The sequence below is a fragment of the Aurantimicrobium photophilum genome, assembly GCF_003194085.1.
Taxonomy (GTDB): domain Bacteria; phylum Actinomycetota; class Actinomycetes; order Actinomycetales; family Microbacteriaceae; genus Aurantimicrobium; species Aurantimicrobium photophilum.
Genome location: NZ_CP023994.1, coordinates 398,317 through 422,293 on the forward strand (window position 1 = coordinate 398,317; position 23,977 = coordinate 422,293).

Below are 23,977 nucleotides of genomic sequence, written 5' to 3' on the forward strand. Positions count from 1 at the left end.
CGCCTTATCTCGCGGGCATTGTTGTGTGCTTGTGTTAGCCGAGGTTGAGTGCTCGTTCGAGAATCTCAGCGGCTTCAACAGCGTGACGCTTCGCAGATCCCACAGCAGGTGATGCTGAAGCGGGGCGTGAAACGTTGCGCAGAACACGACCTTCAAGTTTGGGTGACACTTCAAGCAACATGAAGGGCCATGCACCCTGGTTAGCAGGCTCGTCTTGGTACCAGACCAACTCAGCGTTGGGGTAGGTCGCAAGAACTTCGTTGAGCTGCTGCATAGGAGCTGGGAAGTACTGCTCGAGGCGCACGATAGCTATTGCTGGGTTTGGAGTCTTCTCCAACTCAGCAACGAGGTCGTGGTAAGGCTTACCCGCGGTGAGAATCACGCGCTTGACTGCGTTGCGGTCAAGCTGGCGTGGGTCATCCAGCACTGGCTCGAAAACACCGTTGGTGAAGTCTTCAACATTGCTGGATGCGCCGCGGAGGCGGAGCATGGCTTTGGGGGTGAAGACGATCAGTGGCTTACGTGGCTTGCTGTATGCCTGACGGCGGAGCAAGTGGAAGTAAGACGCAGGTGTTGAAGGACGTGCCACAACCATGTTGTCTTCAGCGCAGAGCTGCAGGAAACGCTCAATTCGTGCGGAGGAGTGGTCAGGACCCTGTCCTTCATATCCGTGGGGCAGAAGCATGACAACGGAGGAACGCTGTCCCCACTTTTGCTCGGAAGCAGAGATGTATTCGTCAATCACTGTTTGGGCACCGTCGGCGAAGTCACCGAACTGTGCTTCCCACATAACCAAAGCGTCTTCACGCTGCACGGAGTAGCCGTATTCGTAGCCGAGAACTGCGTACTCGCTCAGGAGTGAGTCATAGATCCAGAAACGACCCTGGTCTTCGCTGAGGTTAAGCAGTGGCAACCATTCCTGACCGTTTTCACGGTCGTGGAAGACAGCGTGACGCTGAACGAAGGTTCCGCGGCGCACATCCTGACCTGTGAGTCGAACAGGCTTTCCTTCGAGAAGGAGCGATCCAAAGGCAAGGAGTTCACCAAAGCCCCAGTCGATGTCACCGTTACGGCTCATCTCAAGGCGCTTGGCAAGGAGCTGCTGGAGCTTGTTGTGAACAGTGAAGCCTGCAGGAACGTTGTTGAAAGCGTCACCAATGCGGTGAATGACTGAAACGTCCACACCAGTGGTGGTGGGAGCAAGCACTTCGTTGTCGAGCAGGTTGCCACCAGTAACGGTGTCATTTGCGCCGACAGTGGACATGGTTCCGGTCTGGGCAGCGTGAGTTTCAGCAAATGCTGTCTCGAGCTGGCCTTGGAAGTCGCCTTGTGCCTTGTCGAACTCTTCCTGAGTGATGTCACCGCGGCCAACGAGGGCTTCGGTGTAGAGGCGACGTACGGAACGCTTTGCCTCAATCAAGTTGTACATCAGTGGCTGAGTCATCGAGGGGTCGTCGCCCTCGTTGTGACCGCGGCGACGGTAGCAGACGAGGTCAATGACAACGTCTTTGTTGAAGCGCTGACGGAATTCGAATGCCAAGCGTGCGACGCGGACAACTGCCTCGGGGTCGTCACCGTTGACGTGCCAGATAGGAGCCTGGATGGTCTTAGCAACGTCCGTTGCGTAAACGGAAGTTCGTGATGCTTCTGGCAGGGTGGTGAAACCAACCTGGTTGTTGATCACGATGTGAACGGTTCCACCAATGCGGTAACCGCGCAGCTGCGACATCTGAAGACCTTCAAGTACAACACCCTGACCAGCCATAGCGGCGTCACCGTGAATCAACACGGGGAGAGTGGTGAAGGTGCCAATGGGTTTGAGGTCCTGCTTGGCGCGGACGATTCCCTGAAGTACCGAGTTCACGGTCTCAAGGTGCGAAGGGTTCGCTGCGAGGGAGACCGGAATGGTCTTGCCCTCGGCCGAAGTGAAGACACCCTCAGTTCCGAGGTGGTACTTCACGTCACCCGAGCCCTGAACACTCTTGGGGTCTTGGGTTCCCTCGAACTCACGGAAGATCTGGCCGTATGTCTTGCCGGCAATGTTGGTCAGAACATTGAGACGACCACGGTGAGCCATTCCAATGCCAACACCATCGAGTTCAGCGGTAGCTGCATCCTGCAGGATTTCATCCAGCAAAGGGATAACAGACTCTCCACCTTCGAGGCTGAAGCGCTTCTGTCCTACGTACTTGGTCTGCAGGAAAGTTTCGAAAGCTTCGGCTTCGTTGAGCTTGCCCAAGATGCGCATCTGCTCATCGTGGCCAGGCTTTTCGTAGGGGCGTTCGACCTTTTCTTGGATCCACTTGCGCTGTTCAGGGTCCTGGATGTGCATGTATTCCAGGCCCACAGTGCGGCAGTAGGAGTCACGAAGGATTCCAAGAACCTTGCGCAAAGGAGCAGTGCGGGTTCCACCGATGCCACCCGTAACGAATTCACGGTCGAGATCCCAGAAGGTCAGACCGTGGTTTTCAATTTCGAGGTCGGGGTGAGTGCGCTGCTTGTACTCAAGTGGATCGATGTCTGCCATGAGGTGGCCGCGAACGCGGTAGGCGTTGATGAGCTCCTGAACACGGGCGGTTTTGTCGATGGCAGAACCACGGTTGACACTGACGTCAACGCCCCAGTGAATGGGGACATATGGAATACGAAGTGCAGCAAAGATGTCTTCGTAGAAATTCCGTTGACCGATAAGCAACTCGTGCACGATCTTGAGGAACTCTCCGGAACCTGCACCCTGGATGACTCTGTGGTCGTAAGTGCTTGTCAAGGTCAGAACCTTGCTGATGGCCATCTCGATGAGAGTTTCTTCACTCGCACCCTGGAACTCAGCGGGGTAGTCAAGGGCACCTGCACCAATGATGCAGCCCTGTCCACGCATGAGGCGAGGTACCGAGTGAACTGTTCCGATTCCACCTGGGTTTGTCAGAGAAACAGTGATTCCCTGGAAGTCTTCAGCAGCTAGCTTGTTGGTGCGTGCCTTGACTACGAGGTCTTCGTAGGCAGCAAGGAATTCACCAAAAGTCATGGTGTCTGCGCGCTTGATGCCAGGAACCATGAGCGCACGAGAGCCGTCAGGCTTTGGCACGTCAACAGCGAGACCAAGAGTGACGTGTGCTGGGGAAACAAGTGCAGGCTTGCCATCAACCTCTTCGTAGTAGACGTTCTGGCTGGGGAATGCCTTGAGAGCCTGGACAAGCGCCCAGCCAATGATGTGGGTGAAGGAAACTTTGCCACCACGTGTGCGCTTGAGGTGGTTATTGATAACGATGCGGTTATCAATGAGAAGCTTTGCAGGAATGGCACGGACACTTGTAGCTGTGGGAACCGTCAGAGACTGGTCCATGTTGGTGGCAAGAGCCTTTGGCATGCCTTTAAGGATGGTGACCACGTCTTGTTCTGCTGATTCAGCAGCAGAGAAATCTTGTGCAATAACAGGTGCATCAGCAGGAATGGGTGCTGTCTGTGCTGGGCGTGAGGTAGTAGTGGCTACGGGTTGCGTTTCCGTGCCTGCTGTTGCTGTAACAGGGGCAGTTGTCACTGGGGCTGGACTTGCTTGAACAGGAGCAGCTGGTGCGGTAAAGCCTGACTTAGCTGCGTATTTTTCGAGAGTTGGCCACCAGTTGGGATCAACCGAGTTCTTGTCTACGACGAAGCGCTCGTAGAGCTCTTCAACCATCCACTCGTTAGCGCCGAATTCCTCGGCAGCTCCGCCATTCTCCGTCTGGTTCGACACAGCTAAAGTCGCCCACTCTCCGTTGATTAAATTGGTTTGTAATTTTTGAATACAAACACAAAGATGTCCGTCTTTAACCCTAAACCTAAATCGTTATGCTTGAAGATGGTTCTGGAAGCAAAAGACCTTATTTCGATTTATCCGACAGGAGAAAAATGTCTGCAAGAAATGCAGCGTTGGATTCCCTGACTGGATTGAGATGGTGGGCAGCATTTGCTGTTTTCTTCTTCCACATGACCGCCTTTGCGCCTATTCCTATTTTTCCGCTTTTTGAATACGGAAATTATGGCGTCATGTTTTTCTTCATACTTTCGGGATTTGTTCTTTCGTGGTCATGGAAAGCAGACCTACCCGTCCGAGCTTTCTACATGAGGCGGTTTGGTCGTATTTGGCCTTCCGCGTTCGTTGCACTTCTCCTCGCTATTCCTATTTTTTATAGCTTTAATCCTGATCCAGCGCACTGGTGGGTTAAGCCTTTTGATCTCGGGATTTTGTTGCTCTCAGTCCCACTTATTCAGGGATGGTGGCTTGCACCAGCCATTCTTTTCTCAGGCAACCCAGCAGCGTGGACACTCACCTGCGAATTTTTCTTTTATTCCCTGCACCCCCTTTTCCAGCGCGCATACATACGAATTAGTTCACAAGCAGTCTTGATTGCATTAGTTGCCATATTTGTGGGCATCCTCATTGTGAAGTCGGCTTGCTTTGCTAGCGGGGGACAAGGATGTGTTCCTTTACCACTCCCAATTGAGCGTTTACCCGAATTCGTTATTGGAATGGGAATAGGTGTCCTAGCGAAGAGAGGGAAACTCCTGAGGTTGTCGCCCTGGATGCCCATTGCAGCGCTAGGTGTGCTTTTTGTCTATTTATCCTTCGGTTCAGCGCTCGCAATCCCCGAATCGTTTATCCAGCTGTCTCTCTATTTCGCTAATGAAATGACACTTCTTTTGATGGCCCTGACAATAGCAAGTGTTGCTCAGAGAGATATTTCTGGAATGAGAACCGGATTTAAGTCTTCATGGTTAGTAAAACTGGGAGAAGTATCGTTTGCGTTCTATTTGGTTCACGCGACAGTGATGTATGTCTTTGTGGACATCTTTGGACAGTTGGATGTGAGCTGGAAAAACTTGACGTGGTACCCGATAGTTTTAGTGGCAGGGTTGGTTATTGCTTTTGCGCTCCACGCTTGGGTAGAAAAACCCTTCGAAAAGAAGATCAGACGATTCTCAGACAGAATTAAGCTCTCACAGTAAGCAGCACACCCCAGCGCCCAGTTTCGATTCATGCCATGTTTTCTTGTCAGGGTTTTTAAGCCTGTCCGGGCTAGAATTGGCTGGTGTTATCTAATTCCTTGAGCAGACTCAAATCGGTCAAATTTCTCAAATTTGTCCCATTTTTTTTGATAGTTGCTCTTGGGGCTTGGGCCTATGCTTCACCGATAGGTTCCAGCCCAGATGATGACTTCCATCTAACGAGTATTTGGTGCGCTCAACCAACTACTGATCAGATATGTGGGCCTGGAACCACTGCAGCAACCCGTACGGTTCCTGAAATACTTCTTCAAGCTCCCTGTTACGCATACAAGCCTGAGCTCAGTGCTGCTTGTCTCGACAAAATTGGTTATTCAACAGAACCAACTGTCCTCACTGACAGAGGGAATTTTGCCGGTGGCTATCCACCAGTTTTCTACACCGTTATGAATCTTTTCGCCGGTGACGACGTCCAACTTTCAGCTCTCATCATGCGATTTGTAAATATCTTTCTATTTACCGGGTTGATGACACTTACATTCCTAGCTTTACCCAAGAATCGTCGCGGTGTGCTCCTCTGGAGTTGGATGTTGACTTCAATTCCCCTCGGGGCCTTTCTGCTTGCATCCAATAACCCGAGTGCGTGGGCAATGATTGGTGTTGGAATTTCTTGGATTGCATTCCTAGGTTTTATAGAAACATCCGGGAAGCAAAGGGTTTTGCTTGGTGTAATAACGCTCTTTACAATTCTTATTGCTGCAGGTTCCCGGGCTGATGGAGCTGTTTACTCCGTCATCGGTCTGGGGGCAGTAATTCTCCTGAAATTCAGAAAATCAATCCTGAATTGGAGAATTTTTTCAATCTTTGCTGCGGCATTAATTGTCTGTGGACTCTTCTATCTCAACTCCACTCAAGGAACGTCAGCGATTAATGGCTTTGGGAATCCTGTTACAGCCGTTGGCGGCTTCGGCGGGGAAATCGAAAATGTATCGAAAGACACACCTTCTACATTTGCCCTCCTTGCATTCAATGTGTTGAATGCCCCCATGCTGTGGGAAGGAACCTTTGGCTCTTGGGGCCTGGGTTGGTTGGATACTGATCTGCCCAGCATCGTCTATCTGGGGAGCCTGGCCGCATTCGTTGCAATCGCTTTTATCGGTTTTGGAAACTTGAACAAGCGAAAAATGCTTGTACTCGCAGGAATAGGTTTGGCACTGTGGGTTTTACCTGTTTATGTTCTCACCAAAGGCGGATCGCATATTGGAACTGAGGTACAACCTCGGTATCTCCTCCCGCTCATCATTCTTTTTGCCGGAATTCTCCTAGTCAAGGTGCGTGAGAAGGAACTCAGACTCACCAGAGGCCAGGCATATCTGGTAGCGATCGCTCTCTCAATTGCAAATTTTGTATCTCTTCACTTCAACATGCGAAGGTACATCACAGGAATTGATTCGATGGGATGGAACCTTAACCAATCAGTCGAATGGTGGTGGTCAGGATTTATTCCTCCCATGGCAGTTCTACTGATTGGATCGATTGGCTTTGCAGCCGTTGCCGTCATTGTTGCCCGTGAAATTAATCTTGATGGGTCAACTACCTCCCCATCATTGAAGAGGCAGGTGGCACTCGATCATGGGTAATACCTGGGTAGTTATCCCACTTTTTAATGAGGAAACAGTTATTGCAGACGTCGTCTCGCATGTGCGGACTGTCTTTCCTTTTGTGGTCTGTATTGACGACGGCAGCAGCGATAACTCTGTTTCTGAGGCAAAACGTGCCGGAGCGGTAGTCATCCAGCACCCCATCAATTTGGGACAGGGTGCGGCTCTTCAGACTGGATTTGATTTTGCTCTTAGCGACTCAATGATGACGGAGGTCATCACTTTTGATGCAGACGGTCAGCACAGCCTTGATGATGCATTTGGCATGTTAGAACTTTTACGCGCTCGAAAGCTCGATGTGGTTATTGGCTCCCGGTTCCTTGATTCCCGAACGCAGCTGGGGTTTGCAAAACGACTAGTGCTAAAAATGGCAGCGCTTTTTACCCGTCTCACTTCGGGAATGTCACTGACAGACGCTCACAACGGGTTGCGAGTCATCAATAGGGACACCTTGAAGAGATTTAGGTTGAGACAAAACAGAATGGCTCATGCCTCGGAAATTGTTGACATTTTTAGTGAACTCAAATTGGAGTGGGCTGAATACCCCACGCATATTGTTTACTCCGAATACTCCAAAGCTAAGGGTCAGTCCTTGCTCAATTCAGTCAATATTCTCGTAGAGTTACTTTTCAAGTGAGGTCACAATGACAATAGTTTTTCAAATCTGTGCAGTCATTGCGATTGTTTTTGCGGGTGTATTCCTCTTTCGAGGCGGGGGGGCACGTCATCAAGCACTTCGCAGAGTCTTTATGTTTCTTTTCATCCTTGCGGCTGCGTCGTCGGTATTCTTCCCACAAGCTTGGACTTGGGTGGCTAATCTTTTCGGAATCGGCAGAGGCGCCGATCTTTTGCTTTACCTCTTGGTGTTAATCTTTATCGGTTTCGTGGCAAACACCTACAGACGTTTTCGTCAGCTTGAGACTTCACTGACAACAGTGGCTCGGGAATTAGCACTACTCAAGAATCAATATTCCGACAATGAGACTTCGAGCACCTCGTGAAGTTGATCATCCAAACACTTCGAGATTTACTTCCTCTGTTACCAGCAGGTGCAAGAAGATTTTTTGGGATTTATATAGGCGCCACGAGCTTTATTACTTTGCTCGATGTCGCAGCGATGGCGTTACTTGCACTACTCATCACACCAATAGTCAACTCCAAGCCAATTGAGATGCCCATCATCGGTCAAATAAGTCTCTCAGCTGCTCCTGTGCTTGTCCTCATTGCATGTGGCCTCATCATTCTAAAAAGCGCACTTTCTGTCTTTCTTCAGTGGGTTGCAACTAGACGATTTGCTACGTATGAACTTCAGATTGGTGAGCGGATGTTCACCAGTTACATCCATTCCTCATGGGAGGAACGTTCCAAGCGAACGGTGGCCGAAATCACACGAATCGCTGATGCGGGTATTGCAAACACAGTTATGGGTTTTTTGCTCCCGCTTGCTAAAGTCCCGAGTCTGTTCCTCACATTTGGATTGATTCTTCTCGTTCTTTTGATTGCTGACCCCATTACTGCGTTGGTTGCTCTGGTTTACTTAGCTTTGGTTGCATTCATCGTGAATAAGGTAGTGACCAAGCGAGCACTCAACGCGGGGCAAGTTAATCTCAATTACAGTTACCGAGTTGCGATCCTGATGACCGAGATGGTGGATGCACTCAAGGAATTGAGCCTTCGAGGCAAACTTGGTCAAGTAGCTGATGTTGTCACCCGGAACCGACAAATCGCTGTGAGGGCTCGGGCAAATATCTCGTTCCTTGGGATCATCCCACTGTATGCCTTTGAAGCGGCCCTTGTAGGCGGGTTCATTCTTGTAGGTATTGCGGGATTCTTCACCGGAGGGGCCAGTGGGGCACTCGCCTCAGTCGCACTTTTTGCGGCGACCGGATTTCGGCTTATCCCCGCAATTAATGGATTGCAAAGCAGCATTGTTCAGGGAAATGCGAGTAGTCCAGCGGCACGGGACGTAATCGACGACCTGAATAGATTAAGTAAAACGGAACAGGATGATTTCCAGAGGGTTGACTCTGAGATCCTTCCACCTCAACCTCACCACATCAATCTGAAGAATGTCACTTTTACCTATCACTCCTCGACAAATCAAGTTTTACGAGGTCTAAATCTTGATATCCCTCTTGGTAGCTCATTGGGGATTGTGGGTCCCTCAGGTGCAGGAAAATCAACACTTATTGACCTTCTACTCGGATTGAGCGTACCTACGGGAGGGTCGATTGAAATCGACGGTGTTGCCCTGACAAATGTGATTCACGCTTGGAGAGATCGAGTAGGTTACGTTCCTCAGCGTGTTGCTCTCTTTGATGGAAGCATCGCTCAAAATGTTGCGCTGACCTGGGACGCAGATTTCAACAGGGACAAGGTTATTGAAGCCCTTGAGCGAGCACAGCTTGGAGCACTCGTGAATTCTCGAGAAGGTGGAATCGACGCCAAAATTGGTGAACGAGGTTTCTCCCTTTCTGGAGGTCAGCAACAACGCCTTGGGATTGCCAGGGCTCTGTATTCAGATCCTTTAGTGCTAGTTCTGGATGAAGCGACAAGCTCATTAGATACAAAAACCGAAGACGATGTTACTCAAGCTATCCGAGCTCTTCGAGGTGAAGTAACACTCATTTCGGTTGCTCACCGACTCTCAACAATCAAAGATTATGACCAAGTTTGCTACCTAGAGGACGGTCTAATTGTAGGTAAAGGAACTTTCACAGATTTAGCGCGCCAGCTGCCCGCTTTTGGTGAACAAGTTGCCCTTGCTGGTTTGTCACAGAAGTTACGCATTCAAGGCGATTAGCGTGAGCTACGGTCGGTTAGACAGACTCCTTCAAGCGAGGAATTCATGGCCTAAGTGGTTGAACACTGCCATAGATTCAGTCGCTGATAACCCATCAGGATTAATTGGAAGGCTTGCATCCTTGAGATACAGGCCGCGTGGGCCACTCCCGGATGTGTCGAAGAGCGGTAAGAATCTGTTTACCGTTGCAATAGGTCCTGTGAACTATTCAAACCAGGGCACTTTGTGGGCTAAATCCCTCTCCAAAAAATATCCAGAAGTTTCAACTTCCACTTTCGCAATTGAGGTCCCTGGTGGCTTCAACTTTCCTTCTGATGTGATAATCCCAATGGATTTCTATCAGCGCTCCTCACGTTGGCAAAAAGCTCAGATTGAGGCATTGTCTAAGTTCAGTCACGTATTAGTCGAGGCGGAAGAGCCTCTTGTTGGACGTCTGTTCCAACGATCTGTTGAAAAAGAGTCAGTTTTTCTCAATAATCGCGGTGTGAGCGTGGCATACATAGCGCACGGAACAGATGTTCGTATCCCAGATAAACATGCGAAGAGAACGAAATGGTCTCCATATCTAGACCCAACTTTGTACATCAATCGCCTGAATGCACTCGCGACAAAAAATGTAGATTTCTTGAACTCAATCGGCAGCCCTGTGTTTGTGTCGACGCCAGATTTACTTCTTGATTTGCCCAACGCGAAATGGTGCCCAGTAGTAGTCGAAATAGAAAAATGGTCGACACTCAGGGAAACTACCAGGAGACCAGGCCCAATTCGTGTTGTCCATGCACCAAGTGTGCAGACAATAAAGGGGACACATCTCATCGAACCGGCTCTGAACAAACTTCATCAACAAGGAATCATTGAATATCGAGAACTTCGAGGTATTCCATCCCGGCTGATGCCAGAAGAAATTTCTTGGGCTGATGTTGTTTTGGATCAGTTCCGGTTGGGATCCTATGGTGTCGCGGCAGTAGAAGCCATGGCGGCTCATAAAGTCGTCATCGGACACATTATTCCGGAAGTCCGTGAACTGATTCAGGGTCACACCGGACTGGAGCTTCCCATTATCGAAGCAACACCAGACAACCTGGAATCAGTTTTAATTAATTTGGTTGCTCATCCATTGAAAATGGATGAGCTTAAGTCTGCTGGCGGCAAATATGCTTCACGGTTACATGACGGTGCTTTGAGCGCTGAGATATTGATGAATAATTGGATAAGGCCGGTCCAGAAAGAATCCATAGTTGGGGGTATCTCTCAGTGAACCCCACACTTGAAAAAATATGGAAGTTAATTCCCAAATTTGCTCAAGATTTCATCGCATCCACGGTTGACCGAGTTAGCGGAAATGAAATTCCTGCACCTGCTAGTTGTGATCAGAGTAAAGCTTTTCGCGTATTTATTGCACCCGCAAATTACGCGGGACAAGGTTATCGCTGGGCTAGAGCTTTGGAACAAAATGAAAATATCTCAGCGAGAAACATGGTTTATGCAGAGATAAACCCCTTTGGGTATGACGTCGATTTCCCCGTTAGGTGGAGGACAGTAACCCATTCTCGGAAGTGGCAACGTGAACAATTAGAGACGCTCACAAGCAATTTCACGCACGTGATTATCGAAGCTGAGTTCCCACCCCTCGGCGGAATGTTTGGCGAGAACGTTCTCAAACAGGTTGAAGCATTACGCGCCGGGGGAGTAAACGTCGCAATGGTCTGCCACGGCTCTGACATTCGACTCCCTAGTCGCCATAAAGAATTGGAGCCATGGTCTCCGTTTGTTAACGATGACTGGGTCCCCGTTGAAAAACTTGAAAAAGTCATGGTGAAAAACCGCCAGTTACTTGATGAGATTGATGCCCCAACATTTGTTTCAACTCCTGGCTTGTTGCTGGATGTTCCTTATGCTCATTTGCTTCCAGTGGTTATTGATCCATCGCGTTGGGCAACATCTCAACCAGTATTAAAGAGAACGCGACTAAAAGTTGTGCATATCCCTTCTAATCCTTTAGTTAAGGGAACAGCAGAAATTTCTGAGGCACTCACTCGTTTACACAACGAAGAAATCATCGAGTACATCCAGGTATCAGGAGTTACGCATGAAGAGATGCCAAAGATTTTTGGAAACTGTGACATAGTTCTGGATCAGTTCAGATTGGGCGATTACGGAGTTGCTGCGTGTGAAGCCATGGCGGCAGGCCGATTGGTTGTTTCTCACGTCAGCAAGCAAGCACGAGAACTCATTGTCCAAGAGACTGGGCTATCCCTCCCAATCGTTGAGGCAAATATTGACAACATTGAGCAGGTATTGAGGAATATTGCCTTGAACTCTGAACATTATTCTGAAATTGCAGCACAGGGCCCCTCATTCATCAATTACGTTCATGATGGAGCTTTTTCCAGAAGAGTTCTAGAACGAAACTTCCTTTTCGCTGAAAATAAGTTCTCACACGCAAATCAGGAGAACTCGTGAAGGTAATCATTGCCAGCAGAATTTTCTCTCCAGAACCTGCCGCTGCATCTTTCATGCTTGAAGCTGTGGCACGGGCATTTGTTGCCGCAGGTGATGAAGTCGAAGTCATAACTTCCTCGCTACCTCGAGGGCAGAAAGAAATTACCCCTGAAGGTTTCTCCATTTCGCGCGCTCCGGTTCTCCGCGACCGAAGCGGATATCTCCGTGGGTACCTCCCATATATGTCTTTTGATATTCCTTTGTTTTTTAGACTGTTGTTTCGCCAACGTCCGGATCTTTATTTCATTGAACCGCCTCCTACTTCTGGGGCTGTGATGAGGCTCGTGGCTTGGCTAAAGCGAAAACCATATTTTTATGACGCTGCAGATATTTGGTCAGATGCCGCAGCCTTGGCTACGAGTAATCGATTCGTACTTTCTATTTTGCGCAAAATAGAACTTTTTTCGTTACAGGGTGCCCGTGAGATATTCACAATTTCGACGGGTGTAGAAAAAAGGCTAAAGGAGCTAGGTGTCAATACTGATGTCACAGTTGTAGGTTTCGGTGTTGACACAGAAATTTTTCATTTTGACCAAAAAGAATCTGACGCTCAAAAATACTTTGTCTATGCGGGCACTTATTCAGAACCTCACGGGGCATCAGTTTTCATTCAGGCATTTTCAGAATTTTCTCGCCTGAATCCCTCATTCAAGCTCATATTTGTGGGAAATGGTTCGGAACGAAATGTTCTTGAACAGCTGGCATCTGATCTCGCACTTGACGCTATAGAGTTCAGAAATCCTGTACCTCCGGAAGAGCTCAACGACATCCTCAACGGAGCAGTTGCTTCACTCGCAAGTTTGAAGCCAGGAACAGGCTATGAATATGCATTTACAACCAAGATTTATGCATCATTAGCTGCTGGCTGTCCTGTCATTTTTTCGGGGGCTGGACCAACTCATCAGTTCATGAGGAGAATCGATGCGAGCCTTTCATCGGGGGTTTCTGTTGATTTTGATTCTCTGCAAGTACTCGAAGCGATGACTCTTGTCGCACAGTCACCTCTTTCTCCTAAGGGTCGAAAAACTTTAAGCCATTGGTCGAGAGGACATTTCTCCATTGACGTCATTGCCAGAAACATTGTGAGTTCTATTCACCGGGCGACTAAATCATGACCTCATTCTCGACAAAATTATCAAGTATCGCAGCTCAGTTGATGAGCAATCGAAGCAAGATTCCCAAATTTGTCAATGTACTTATTGACGATGTTGCAAAAAGGCCAGATGGAATTCTTGCGAGAATTGTCGACTCACTTTTGTTGGCTACTCAAGCAGCTCCTGTCGTTACTCAAGTTCCAAAATCGTCAATCAGGCTGTTTATCGGACCTACAAACTATGCGGGGCAGGGATACGCCTGGTCTAGGGCTTTAGAAGCATCAAATCCGAATCTCAAAGCATGCAATCTTGAAATTGAACTTCCCGGGAGCTTTCAGTTTCCTACAGATTCTAAAGCTTCAATTTCAGCCTATAACCGTTCAGGTAAGTGGCAGAGAAAAGAACTTGAGGCAGTCCAATCTTTTACACATGTGCTCTATGAGGCAGAGCGGCCATTATTCGGAAGCTTGTTTCATCGCAATGTCAAAAAAGAAGTGAACGCACTCATTAGCGCTGAAGTTTCAGTTGCTTTGATTTGCCATGGAACAGATGTGCGATCTCCAATGAAGCATGTTTCATTGACTGAATGGTCTCCCTATGTTGATGAGGTTCGACTAGCGACCCAACATCAAAAAGAGGTTGATGCCAACCTCAAACTCATTGCAGACCTTCAAGTTCCGACTTTTGTCTCCACTCCAGACCTACTTCTCGACCTACCTGAAGCGCATTGGTGCCCTGTTGTTGTAGATACCGGGGTTTGGCTTCCCACTCAAGAGCCGTTGAAGAAAACCAGACCTGTCGTTGCGCACATTCCGAGTATGGGGAATATCAAAGGAACGCATTTAATCCATGACACACTCATGAGTCTTGATAGTGAAGGATTAATTGATTACCAGGCTCTTCACGGTGTACCAGCCTTCGAAATGCCGAAGGTTATTGCCGCGGCGGATATCGTTTTGGATCAATTCAGAATCGGTTCATACGGAGTCGCAGCTGTAGAAGCAATGTCGACAGGAAGAGTTGTCGTTGGACATGTCGCTCAAGAAGTGCGATCAATTGTGATGTCTCAGACGGGACGCAAACTTCCTATAGTAGAAGCAACTCCCTCTACCCTGGCCAAAGTCCTCAGAGAAATTTGCTTGAACAGAGATTCTTTCCAACAAATTGCTCGTGATGGCTACGAGTTTGCTCGCGCGATACACAGTGGTAAATACAGTTCGAAGGTGTTGGAGACACACTGGATTGCAGATAGCCAAGAACAACCTTTAGCGAAAGACGATTGAAAAATGATGAGCACTCCATTAGTTGATGTGGTTATCCCAGTTCATTCACAAACACGCCCAATTTCGCGTGCAGTGTCGTCTGTTCTCGACCACACCGATGCAGCGGTTCGTGTCAATGTAGTCGCTCACAACATCAGTGAGAAAGTCATTTCGGATAACCTTGGCGCATTGGTCAATGACCCTCGGGTTCGATTGCTCCATTTAGAAGACGGAATTGCGAGCCCTGCTGGCCCGATGAACTTTGGCCTAGATCACTGCACTGCAAAGTTTGTTGCGGTGATGGGTAGTGATGATGAATTTCAAGCCGGTGCGATTGATTCCTGGCTACATGTTCAGTCAGAAGGTCGCGCTGACTTTGTTATTGCCCAGATTCGAAACGTTGGCGGAGGGCTAGTTCCATCTCCGCCTGCCAGACCTCGACGCAGATTCAATCTAGATCCAGTTAAAGATCGGTTGTCATACAGAAGTGCTCCCCTTGGACTTCTTTCGAGGGAAAAGTTTCCACAATTAAGGTTTGCGGCAAATTTAGCCTCTGGTGAGGACCTACCCTACGTAACTGAACTCTGGTTTACAGGGAAAAATATTGCATTTGACCGAACCGGTCCGGCATACCTCGTGCATGCGGATGCAGATGACCGAGTGACTTCTGCCCCCCGACCGATTTCAGAAGACTTCGCATTTCTTGAACTTATTTTTGAATCAACGTGGGGGAAGACTGCGACAGAAGGTGAACGCTCTGCGGTTGGCATAAAGATGATTAGAGGCCATTTGTTCGATGCTGTAGTGAACAGAGCGAAGTCAGGTTTCATCGCTTCTGAACGTGAAGCCTTGGCGCACGTAGCAAACTACATCAGTAGTTGGTCGGGAGGTGCCGAGAAATATCTTTCAATTCTTGACCACCAGGTGTTTACTGGGATTCTGCAAAACAGCCTCTCAACCGAAAAAATGATGGAACTCATCTCGAAAAGATGGAATTACCGTTCAGTTGATGTTTTAGTGACAAAAAATCCTCTACGAATTTTTCATAGCCAAGCTCCCTTGAGGACCTATATTGGTGGCTATTTCGTTTAGGAAAGACGGCTATTGAGCCCATCCTGAGCCATTTCTTCGGCAATTCGCACAACATCTGTTCCTTCAGCGAGGGTAACGATGTGGGAGACGTCCCCTGTCAGTACCGCATCCCTAAATGCTTCATGCTCTGCAGCAAGTGGCTCTTTTTTATCTAATGCGAATCGTGTGACATCGCCTTCGGCAACGCCTCGGAAGGCCGCTACTCCAGACCAAGATTCACCGAAGGTTCCGTTCTGGAAATGAGTGAGGTCAGCTGTCAGAGTGTCGATAACAAGACCCCCCTTTTCTCCAGTAATGACAGTGGTCCGCTCCTTGAAAGGGGTGAGCCAGTTGACTGTGTGTGAGGTTATGGTTCCCCCGCTCAACGTCCCGACAGCCACCAACATATCTTCGTGGTCTCGGCCACTTTGGTGGGCTGTTCGCGCGTTGACGCTGACAAACTTTTGCTGGCTCACCCAGGCTGTGAGATCTATATCGTGGGAGGCTAAATCCTTAATAACCCCAACATCAGCAATTCTTCCGGGGAAGGGTCCTTGGCGACGAGTGCTAATTTGATATATCTCACCGAGGATTCCATCCTCGAGGCGCTTGCGGGCAGATTGGACAGCTGGGTTATAGCGCTCGATGTGTCCTACTCCACCAATTAAATCTTTGCTGGCGAACAAATCACGAAGTTCTCCCGCGGCAACAGTTGTTGAGGCTACTGGCTTCTCAATGAGTGCGTGGATACCACGCTCTGCCAGTGCTTTTCCGATATCTAGGTGATAGATGGTTGGAGCTGCTACAACGCAGTAGTCGAAGCCAAGATCTAAAAACTCATCAAGGTTTTTGTAGACAGGCTTGCCCTCAACAGTTGGTCCTACTGAATCCGCAGGATCGTAAACTCCAAGGAAATCGACTCCCTCAAGATTGTTTAGAATTCTGCTGTGGTGGCGACCCATTACTCCAAGACCGAGAACTCCAGCGCGAAGTGTCATTAGCTTCCTGCCTTAGCAACTGAGTTAACAACCTTAACGATTGTTTCCAAGTCGCGTTTTTTGAGAGCTGGATGCACAGGCAGCGAAAGAACTTGCTGCGCAATTCGCTCCGTTGCAGGAAGATCTAGCTCCAACTGGAAAGAAGGAAGGCGGTGAATTGGTGTGGGGTAGTAAACACCATTTCCCACTCCGCGCTTAGTTAGTTCAGCAGCAAATGCATCACGATCTGTGTCGACGACCTTTATTGTGTACTGGTGGAAAACATGTTCCATTCCGGGAGCAGTAGATGGAGTGACTACACCTTCCAAGTTTGCGTTGAGGAACGCGGCGTTGGATTGACGCTGTTCCGTCCATTTTGGCAATTTCTTCAGCTGCTCACGGCCAATTGCCGCGTGAATGTCAGTCATTCGAGTGTTGAAACCGACGACTTCGTTCTGATAGCGAATTTCCATTCCCTGGTTGCGAAGAACCTTAACCATTCTGGCTAATTCATCTGAAGGAGTAGTTACCATTCCACCTTCGCCGCTTGTCATGTTCTTGGTGGGGTAAAAGGAGAAACTTGCTGCAAGTCCCCAAGCGCCAACAGGGATTCCATTAATCTTTGCCCCATGGGCCTGTGCGGCGTCCTCGAAAACTAGCAACCCGTGCTTTTCCGCAATCTCATTGACTGCAACCATGTTCGCAGGATGACCATAAAGGTGAACAGGCATAATTGCGCGAGTTCGCTTGGTAATTGCTGCTTCAATTTTGCTCGGGTCAAGATTGAAGTGATTCTCTTCGATATCAACAAAAACCGGAGTTGCACCAGTGAGAGCTACTGAATTTGCAGTTGCTGCGAAGCTAAATGACGGGACAATAACTTCGTCACCAGCCTTGATTCCCGCAGCGATGAAGGCCATGTGAAGTGCTGAAGTACCTGAATTAAGCGCTACTGAGTGGCGACCGTCGACATGGTGAGAAAATTCTTTTTCGAAAGCTGCTACTTCAGGACCTTGAGCAAGTCCACCGCTGCGGAGAACACGATCTACAGCTCGTCGCTCTTCTTTTCCAATAATTGGGTTAGCTGCAGGAATCATTACGCCTCAATCTCAACTAGTTTGTTTGGCTCGACCTCACGGTAACGAGCATGTGTTACTGGACAAATCCATTCATTGTTATCAACTGAGCGCAGAGGATGTCCTGCGGTACCAACCCAGCCAATTCTCTTTGCAGGGCTACCTACAACGAGGGCAAAATCAGGAACATCTTTAACCACTACAGAGCCAGCACCCACAAGTGCCCATCTGCCGATAACAATAGGTGCAATACAGGTACTATTTGCTCCAATTGATGCCCCCTCTAAAATTTCTACACCGACTGGCTTCCAGTCAGCTGCTGATTTCTGAGATCCATCAGCATTTATTGCCCGGGGAAAATGATCATTAGTTAGAACTACCGCAGGTCCAATGAATACACCCTTTGCTAATTTTGCTGGTTCGTACACGAGAGCGTAATTCTGAATTTTACAATTCTCTCCAACTTGCACACCTGTGCCGACATAAGCTCCTCGCCCCACAATTGAGTTCGCGCCGATTACCGCGTTTTCGCGAACTTGTGCGTAGTGCCAAACCTTTGCACCAGATTCGATTGAGGCATTTTCTGCAACATCTGCAGTGGGGTGCGTATAGCCCTCTGGGGTAGCCATATTTCTCCAAGTCAAGGATGTTACTTGTTGAAGTAACGAGTCTCTATCGTATCCGATTTGGGTTTTTGATTGACTTACCTCGCCGTGATTTAAACCTTTGAAACGCACCTTGGCATTCAATAAATTAATGGTGAGAAATGCATTACAAACCAGGGGGCTAACACTTTTCGAAAACAAATTGGGTGTGTTTCACAGTCAAATCCAAGCTTCAAGTGAAACTTGAGACTATTCTGGTTCTGTGAAGGGGACACGAAATCAGGTCCGCGGCTTCCTTAGGTCGATCGCGCTATCGAGTGTTGCCACTTTGGCTGCCGCTTTCATTGTTTTCTTGGGACCTAGCTCTAAGGCACAAGCACTTTCTCCAAGTGATTTCAATCCCGGAAATATCATTAGTGATGCAGTTATGTTTAACGGCCTGTCACTAGCCCCTGCTGACATACAGAATTTTTTGAATTCACAAGTGCCGAGGTGCACTCTTAACGACCCAGGAAAGCCTGCCGGTGGAATTTACACTTTCCCCGGAGGCGGCCAAGTTCTTCTTGCAAACAGCTGCATCAAAGACTACGTCGAGTCGGTTCCCAATCTCACAGGAGATGCTTATTGCGCCGCCCTAACTGGGGGAACTCTTTCTGCAGCTGAAATCATTTACCGGGTAGGTGTGTCCTGTAACGTCAGCCAGAAAGCTTTGCTTGTTTTGCTTGAAAAAGAACAACAGCTTATTTCAGATTCTTTCCCGGCTGCTTCACAAATTTCAAGTGCAACTGGCTTCAATTGCCCCGACACTGCCCCATGCTCTGCAACTAGCGCTGGATTCTTCCGACAAGTTTATTCAGCAGCTCGACAATTACAGGTTTATGGCACTCAAGAATTCAATTGGTACCCTGTCGGCGCTTATACAAACGTCAGGTTTCACCCCAACGCCGCTTGTGGCTCCACCCCAGTATTAATTCAAAACCGTGCGACGGCTGCTCTGTATTACTACACGCCATATCAGCCCAATGCAGCAGCGCTTGCGAACATAAGCGGATTTGGTGATTCATGCTCGGCATACGGAAATAGAAATTTCTGGAGAATCTTCACTTCTTGGTTTGGATCCACTCAAATACCTTCATCGTTTAGCTCTGGTGTTTTCGCGAGAGATTCAGCGGGAGATCTTTGGATATATCCCGGTACGGGAAACGGGAGTTGGTTCCCCCCAACCAAAGTAGGAGTCGGGTGGCAAGGACTGAACTCACTCATTGGCACCGGCGACATCAGCGGTGATGGTAATCGTGATGTGGTCGGCATCGATTCTGCAGGAACAGTTTGGCTTTACCCGTCAAATGGCTTAATGGGGTGGTCGTCACGTGTTCAGGTAGCCAATGGACTTTCCCCTCAAACTTTCCTGATTAGTCCTGGGGATTTTGACGGCAATGGTGTTCCTGACTTTATTGCTCGGGATCAAGCAGGTGATCTCTGGCTTTATTCTGGACTAGGTCACGGAAGGATTGCTCCTCCAAAGAAAATTGGTAACGGCTGGACAGGATTTACCGCTATTTTCGGCGCGGGAGATATGAACTCTGACGGACTTGTAGATCTCATCGGAAGAAATGCCTCAGGAGAGCTCTGGTTATACCCCTCTGCAGGAGGTGGACTCTGGAAGATGCCCATACAAATGGGTTGGGGTTGGCAGGGTATGACCTCAATTAGCGGACCTGGAGATTTTGATGGGGATGGAATTCCAGATGTAATGGGGCGCCACAACAATGGCGGACTCTACCTCTACAGCGGAAACGGACTCGCAGGTTTTAAATCAGGGAAACAAATTGGTGTTGGCTGGCAAGGAATGGACACCATTTTTGGTGTAGGAACAGCAAGCACTGGCCCTTTTGTTGAACCAGCTGGTGCAGGTGACCTCAATGGAGATGGAACGAGAGATGTTCTAGCAGTCAATACTTCACAAGAGCTCTGGCTTTACCCTGGGAACAAAGCGGGTGCCTGGCTTGCTCCTCGGAAGCTAGCTTCGAATTGGTCCATGGGACAGGGCATGACCAGTGTGGGTGACTTTAATGAAGATGGCACGAGAGATTTTATGATCAAAGATGCCAACGGCACTTTGAGCATTTTTAGTATTGACTCCCAGTCCAACGTCTCAGCTTTGTCCTCTATAGGTTCTGGTTGGAACATTATGAACCTCATTATCGGAGTTGGGGACATGTCGGGAGATGGACATTCTGACCTACTTTCGAGAGATAATTCCGGTTCACTTTGGTTATATCCCGGCAATGGAAGCGGGGGCTGGTTGACTCGGATTCAGGTTGGTTCTGGTTGGAATACGATGAGCTCAATCTTGTATGCCGGAGACTTCAGTGGTGACGGACTTCCTGACATCATCTCTTGCGACAATGCAGGGAAATTATGGCTATACCCAAGCAATGGTGCAAGCGGTTGGGGAACACCTTCACAAATTGGCTGGGGATGGCAGGGTTATTCATTCTTGATGAGTCCAGGTGATTTCTCCGGAGATGGAAAAACAGACCTACTTACCCGTGATCCCAACGGCACACTTCGCCTTTATGCGGGAAATGGAAGAGCTGGCTGGCTTTCCCAGACGCCTATTGGTGTCGGTTGGAATACCATTGCATGGCTTGGCTAATTTGGAACGTTTGCCTTGACTATTCCGGCTAGTGCCGAGGCTTGTAACCCATCGCTAATACTCAAAGATGCAATTGCCACCCAATAATTCTTGTAGACAAATTGCAATTGCCCAATACCTTCTGAGAAATTGAAATAACTGACTAAGTCTTCTCCAATTTCCTGAGGTGTATATATCCCTGCCGACGAAAGCGCTGCGGATTTAAAGGCAGCACTATTTGTGGTGAGTTTGACAATAGCTATCTCAGTTTCACTTGTTGAACTAAGGTTGCTGATTTGGCAGGCTATCCCACCTAAAGACTCGATTTCTTTTGTTGCTGGGGTCAGACCAAGGCGGACATCTGGAATAAGGGCAAGGTTTGGATTAAGTTCATACAGCGCTTGAGGAGTTAGGACAGCTTCGCAGTTGATGTTTCCTGAAGGATCTGGCTGCAACTTTCCATCTATGTTGCTGTTCGTTGAAGTGGGCGTTTCAATCTTTGAAGCATTTGTAGGCTTCGTTGCCTTCACCGATTCCGATGAAGTGGTGGTAGGCACCTCTTGATAGCAGGAAGTTAATGAGACAGCAATTATTCCAGCGAATGTTAGAACCCAAATCTTGCTTCGTTGCATTTCTATCCCCAACTGTTAGATCGTGTATTCAGTCTAGGCTTCGTAACTTTCCTGCTCGGGTAGACTTTTATCATTATTGCCACATCAGAATCCGCAGTAGGGGAAACCGTGCACAAGAATCTTGCTTCAAGAAGTGGTTCTCACCTATCGATGGGACTCGATTCATAATGAAAGGCATTATTCTCGCAGGCGGTTCTGGTACGCGTTTGTGGCCGATAACCAAAGGTATTTCTAAGCAACTAATGCCCATTTACGACAAGCCGATGATCTACTATCCCTTGTCTACCTTGATGATGGCTGGGATTAAAGACATCCTCATCATCACAACCCCAGAGTACTTAGAGCAATTCAGAGGACTATTAGGCGATGGTTCTCAACTCGGCATGAGCTTTTCTTTCGAAGTTCAACCAAGCCCAGATGGCCTCGCTCAAGCATTCATCATTGGAGAACAATTCATTGGTGAGGATTCAGTAGCGTTGGTACTGGGTGACAACATTTTCCATGGTGCAGGGCTTGGAACTGCACTTGCAAACAACCACGATATTAAAGGCGCACTTATTTTTGCTGCGCATGTTGCAGAACCCTCTGCATACGGAGTTGTGGAGTTTGATTCAGAAAATCGTGCTATCTCAATTGAAGAAAAGCCTGCCGATCCAAAGAGTAACTACGCCGTGCCGGGGCTCTATTTTTATGACAATTCAGTAATTGATGTTTCCAAATCGATTAAACCCAGCGACCGGGGTGAGTTAGAAATCTCATCTGTCAATGAGAATTATTTGAAGCAAGGCTCACTTAATGTTCAAGTTCTTGATCGCGCGGTTGCCTGGTTAGATACCGGAACAGTTGACTCCATGATTCAAGCTTCTGAATATGTTCGAGTAATTGAACAACGGCAGGGCTTCAAAATTGGCTGTATTGAAGAAATCGCTTGGCGTAATGGTTGGGTAAGTGATAACGAGCTGGCCTCACTTGCAGAACCTCTAAAGAAGAGCGGCTACGGAGAGTATCTTCAGGGTTTACTGATAGAAAATTATCGTGAAGTCCGATAACGCTCGTAATTCCCGTATCGGGCCTTTCAAATATATTTCATCAATTTGGGCTGCTAGAGAAGTCCTATATAACCTGACACTTCGTGAAATTCGTGGCCAATATAAGCGAACCGCTTTAGGCCAATTGTGGTCCCTTGCGAATCCTTTGGCAGCGATGCTGATTTACACATTTATTTTTTCATTTTTGTTCAGACTCCCTTTACAAGAGGGCGAACCAAGTGGTCTCAAGTCCTATGCTTTGTGGCTTTTGGTCGGCCTTCTACCTTGGATGTTTTTTTCTAGAGTCATGAACATGGGTACAGGCGTTCTTGTAGTTAATGCACCCCTGATTCAAAAGGTTTATTTCCCACGGGCAATCATGCCACTCTCACTCGTTGGAGTTGTTGGTTTCAACTGGCTCTTTGAAATGGGAGTCCTGGTTGTTGCATTGCTCATTGCAGGGGCTTTTGTTTTGCCATGGCTGCCTCTGGTTCTAGTAGTTATGGCTCTACTGGGCCTTTTTGCTGCTGGCATTGCACTGATTTTTTCAATTACAAATGTGAACTTTCGGGATGTGGAACACGCTGTAACTGTGTTCACTCAGATTTGGCTCTATCTCACCCCGGTCATTTATCCGATTTCTTTGGTAGAGACACAGTCCCAGCGTTTAGGTGGCCTTTTCGGCACAAACATAACACTCTTGGGACTTTATGAAGTCAATCCTCTGGTCAGTTATATCTCAGCCTTCCGCAATTTGCTCTATGACAACCGCATGCCTTCCGCGGAAATTTGGTTGGGCTGCATTGGCTGGAGTATTTTGGCGCTCGGATTTGGGCTCGCATTGTTTGCTCGATATGAGAAAAGATTGGCGGAATTACTGTGAATGAAGTTGCAGTTCGTGTCGACCATCTTGGAAAGAAATTTCGGATTTATTCGGAGCGCAACCAAAGCCTCAAGTCTGCACTCATGCGTGGTCGTGTATCAAAATATGACCAATTTTGGGCACTCCGTGACTTCTCGCTAGAAGTTGAAAAGGGAACAACGCTCGGTCTAGTCGGCGGAAATGGTTCAGGGAAATCAACTCTTCTGAAAACTTTGGCCAAGATTTACTGGCCAGACGAAGGTGACATTGAATACTTCGGCCGCATGTCAGCGTTACTTGAAGTGGGCTCTGGGTTCCACCCTGAATTAACGGGGCGGGAAAACATTTTCCTTAATGGTTCTATTTTGGGCATGAAACGTAAGGAAATTGAAAAGCGTTATGAGCAAATAGTTGAATTTTCAGGCGTCAGAGAATTCATTGACCAACCCGTTAAAAACTATTCCTCAGGAATGTATGTTCGTCTAGGATTTTCTGTTGCAATCCACGTTGAGCCGGACATTCTCGTGGTTGATGAGGTTCTTGCAGTTGGAGATGCCGCATTCCAAGAACAATGCTTTGAAAGATTTCGTGAACTCAAGCGCCAGGGAACGACGATAATTTTGGTGAGCCACGACATGGATGCAGTTAATGGTTTGTGTGATCAAGTCGCTTGGGTTAACAAAGGAAAACTGCAGCAACTAGGTCCTGCCCGTTCGGTCACGCATGCCTACCTCAAAAACTCAGGGGAAAAGAAATAATGCCGAATGTTCTCATTGTCACAGG

The 23,977-nt window shown here is 48.2% G+C and carries 19 protein-coding genes; 14 read left to right on the top strand and 5 right to left on the bottom strand.

Features of this window, described 5'->3' with window-relative positions; genetic code table 11:
- Positions 1-34 precede the first annotated feature (34 nt).
- Positions 35-3,676 (bottom strand): multifunctional oxoglutarate decarboxylase/oxoglutarate dehydrogenase thiamine pyrophosphate-binding subunit/dihydrolipoyllysine-residue succinyltransferase subunit, encoded by a 3,642-nt coding sequence (locus AURMO_RS02090; RefSeq protein ID WP_110234837.1) that lies wholly within the window; start codon positions 3,674-3,676, stop codon positions 35-37.
- A gap of 152 nt (positions 3,677-3,828) precedes the next feature.
- Between AURMO_RS02090 and AURMO_RS02095 the strand changes: the two genes are divergently transcribed.
- The 10 genes from AURMO_RS02095 to AURMO_RS02140 all read left to right on the top strand — a co-directional run bounded on the left by AURMO_RS02095 (position 3,829) and on the right by AURMO_RS02140 (position 15,397).
- On the top strand, positions 3,829-4,986 hold the full coding sequence (locus AURMO_RS02095; RefSeq protein ID WP_110232932.1) for an acyltransferase family protein: 1,158 nt from the start codon (positions 3,829-3,831) through the stop codon (positions 4,984-4,986).
- A gap of 83 nt (positions 4,987-5,069) precedes the next feature.
- Positions 5,070-6,623 carry a DUF2142 domain-containing protein gene (locus AURMO_RS02100; RefSeq protein ID WP_162532644.1) on the top strand — a complete coding sequence of 518 codons (1,554 nt, stop codon included), beginning with the start codon at positions 5,070-5,072 and terminating at the stop codon, positions 6,621-6,623.
- Positions 6,616-7,281, top strand: a complete 666-nt coding sequence (locus AURMO_RS02105) for a glycosyltransferase family 2 protein (RefSeq protein ID WP_110232934.1) — start codon at positions 6,616-6,618, stop codon at positions 7,279-7,281. The genes AURMO_RS02100 and AURMO_RS02105 overlap by 8 nt, the downstream gene beginning before the upstream one ends.
- A gap of 7 nt (positions 7,282-7,288) precedes the next feature.
- Positions 7,289-7,645, top strand: a complete 357-nt coding sequence (locus AURMO_RS09095; RefSeq protein WP_110232935.1) for a DUF2304 domain-containing protein — start codon at positions 7,289-7,291, stop codon at positions 7,643-7,645.
- Positions 7,642-9,447, top strand: coding sequence for an ABC transporter ATP-binding protein (locus tag AURMO_RS02115; protein ID WP_110232936.1), 1,806 nt, complete (start codon positions 7,642-7,644; stop codon positions 9,445-9,447). The genes AURMO_RS09095 and AURMO_RS02115 overlap by 4 nt, the downstream gene beginning before the upstream one ends.
- Before the next feature lie 154 nt (positions 9,448-9,601).
- Positions 9,602-10,705, top strand: a complete 1,104-nt coding sequence (locus AURMO_RS02120; protein WP_110232937.1) for a glycosyltransferase family protein — start codon at positions 9,602-9,604, stop codon at positions 10,703-10,705.
- Positions 10,702-11,910, top strand: coding sequence for a glycosyltransferase family protein (locus AURMO_RS02125; protein ID WP_110232938.1), 1,209 nt, complete (start codon positions 10,702-10,704; stop codon positions 11,908-11,910). The genes AURMO_RS02120 and AURMO_RS02125 overlap by 4 nt, the downstream gene beginning before the upstream one ends.
- Positions 11,907-13,064 carry a glycosyltransferase family 4 protein gene (locus AURMO_RS02130; RefSeq protein ID WP_110232939.1) on the top strand — a complete coding sequence of 386 codons (1,158 nt, stop codon included), beginning with the start codon at positions 11,907-11,909 and terminating at the stop codon, positions 13,062-13,064. The genes AURMO_RS02125 and AURMO_RS02130 overlap by 4 nt, the downstream gene beginning before the upstream one ends.
- Complete coding sequence (locus AURMO_RS02135; protein ID WP_110232940.1) at positions 13,061-14,326, top strand: glycosyltransferase; 1,266 nt, start codon at positions 13,061-13,063, stop codon at positions 14,324-14,326. Before AURMO_RS02130 ends, AURMO_RS02135 begins: the two co-directional genes overlap by 4 nt.
- Before the next feature lie 3 nt (positions 14,327-14,329).
- On the top strand, positions 14,330-15,397 hold the full coding sequence (locus AURMO_RS02140; RefSeq protein WP_239406852.1) for a glycosyltransferase family 2 protein: 1,068 nt from the start codon (positions 14,330-14,332) through the stop codon (positions 15,395-15,397).
- Here the strand turns inward: AURMO_RS02140 and AURMO_RS02145 are convergent.
- Genes AURMO_RS02145 through AURMO_RS02155 form a run of 3 tightly spaced genes read right to left on the bottom strand, consistent with a single transcriptional unit; the run spans position 15,394 to position 18,058 of the window.
- Entirely contained in the window at positions 15,394-16,374 is a 981-nt protein-coding gene (locus tag AURMO_RS02145) for a Gfo/Idh/MocA family protein (protein ID WP_110232941.1), read from the bottom strand. The genes AURMO_RS02140 and AURMO_RS02145 overlap by 4 nt on opposite strands.
- Positions 16,374-17,450, bottom strand: a complete 1,077-nt coding sequence (locus AURMO_RS02150; RefSeq protein ID WP_110232942.1) for a DegT/DnrJ/EryC1/StrS family aminotransferase — start codon at positions 17,448-17,450, stop codon at positions 16,374-16,376. Before AURMO_RS02150 ends, AURMO_RS02145 begins: the two co-directional genes overlap by 1 nt.
- Positions 17,450-18,058: an acyltransferase gene (locus AURMO_RS02155; RefSeq protein ID WP_110232943.1), complete on the bottom strand. Its 609-nt coding sequence runs from the start codon at positions 18,056-18,058 to the stop codon at positions 17,450-17,452. The genes AURMO_RS02150 and AURMO_RS02155 overlap by 1 nt, the downstream gene beginning before the upstream one ends.
- Positions 18,059-18,296: 238 nt before the next feature.
- Between AURMO_RS02155 and AURMO_RS02160 the strand changes: the two genes are divergently transcribed.
- Positions 18,297-20,693: an FG-GAP repeat domain-containing protein gene (locus AURMO_RS02160; RefSeq protein WP_110232944.1), complete on the top strand. Its 2,397-nt coding sequence runs from the start codon at positions 18,297-18,299 to the stop codon at positions 20,691-20,693.
- Here AURMO_RS02160 and AURMO_RS08895 read toward each other — a convergent pair.
- The gene (locus AURMO_RS08895) at positions 20,690-21,304 is read right to left on the bottom strand and encodes a hypothetical protein (RefSeq protein ID WP_162532645.1); all 615 of its coding nucleotides are present in this window, start codon (positions 21,302-21,304) and stop codon (positions 20,690-20,692) included. The genes AURMO_RS02160 and AURMO_RS08895 overlap by 4 nt on opposite strands.
- A gap of 167 nt (positions 21,305-21,471) precedes the next feature.
- Here AURMO_RS08895 and rfbA point away from each other — a divergent pair, with 167 nt between their 5' ends.
- The 3 genes from rfbA to AURMO_RS02175 are packed head-to-tail and all read left to right on the top strand — an operon-like array spanning position 21,472 to position 23,952.
- Positions 21,472-22,353, top strand: coding sequence for a glucose-1-phosphate thymidylyltransferase RfbA (gene rfbA, locus AURMO_RS02165; RefSeq protein ID WP_110232945.1), 882 nt, complete (start codon positions 21,472-21,474; stop codon positions 22,351-22,353).
- Positions 22,340-23,215 (top strand): ABC transporter permease, encoded by an 876-nt coding sequence (locus AURMO_RS02170; protein WP_204163633.1) that lies wholly within the window; start codon positions 22,340-22,342, stop codon positions 23,213-23,215. Before rfbA ends, AURMO_RS02170 begins: the two co-directional genes overlap by 14 nt.
- Entirely contained in the window at positions 23,212-23,952 is a 741-nt protein-coding gene (locus AURMO_RS02175) for an ABC transporter ATP-binding protein (RefSeq protein ID WP_239406853.1), read from the top strand. The genes AURMO_RS02170 and AURMO_RS02175 overlap by 4 nt, the downstream gene beginning before the upstream one ends.
- The last annotated feature ends 25 nt before the right edge of the window (positions 23,953-23,977 follow it).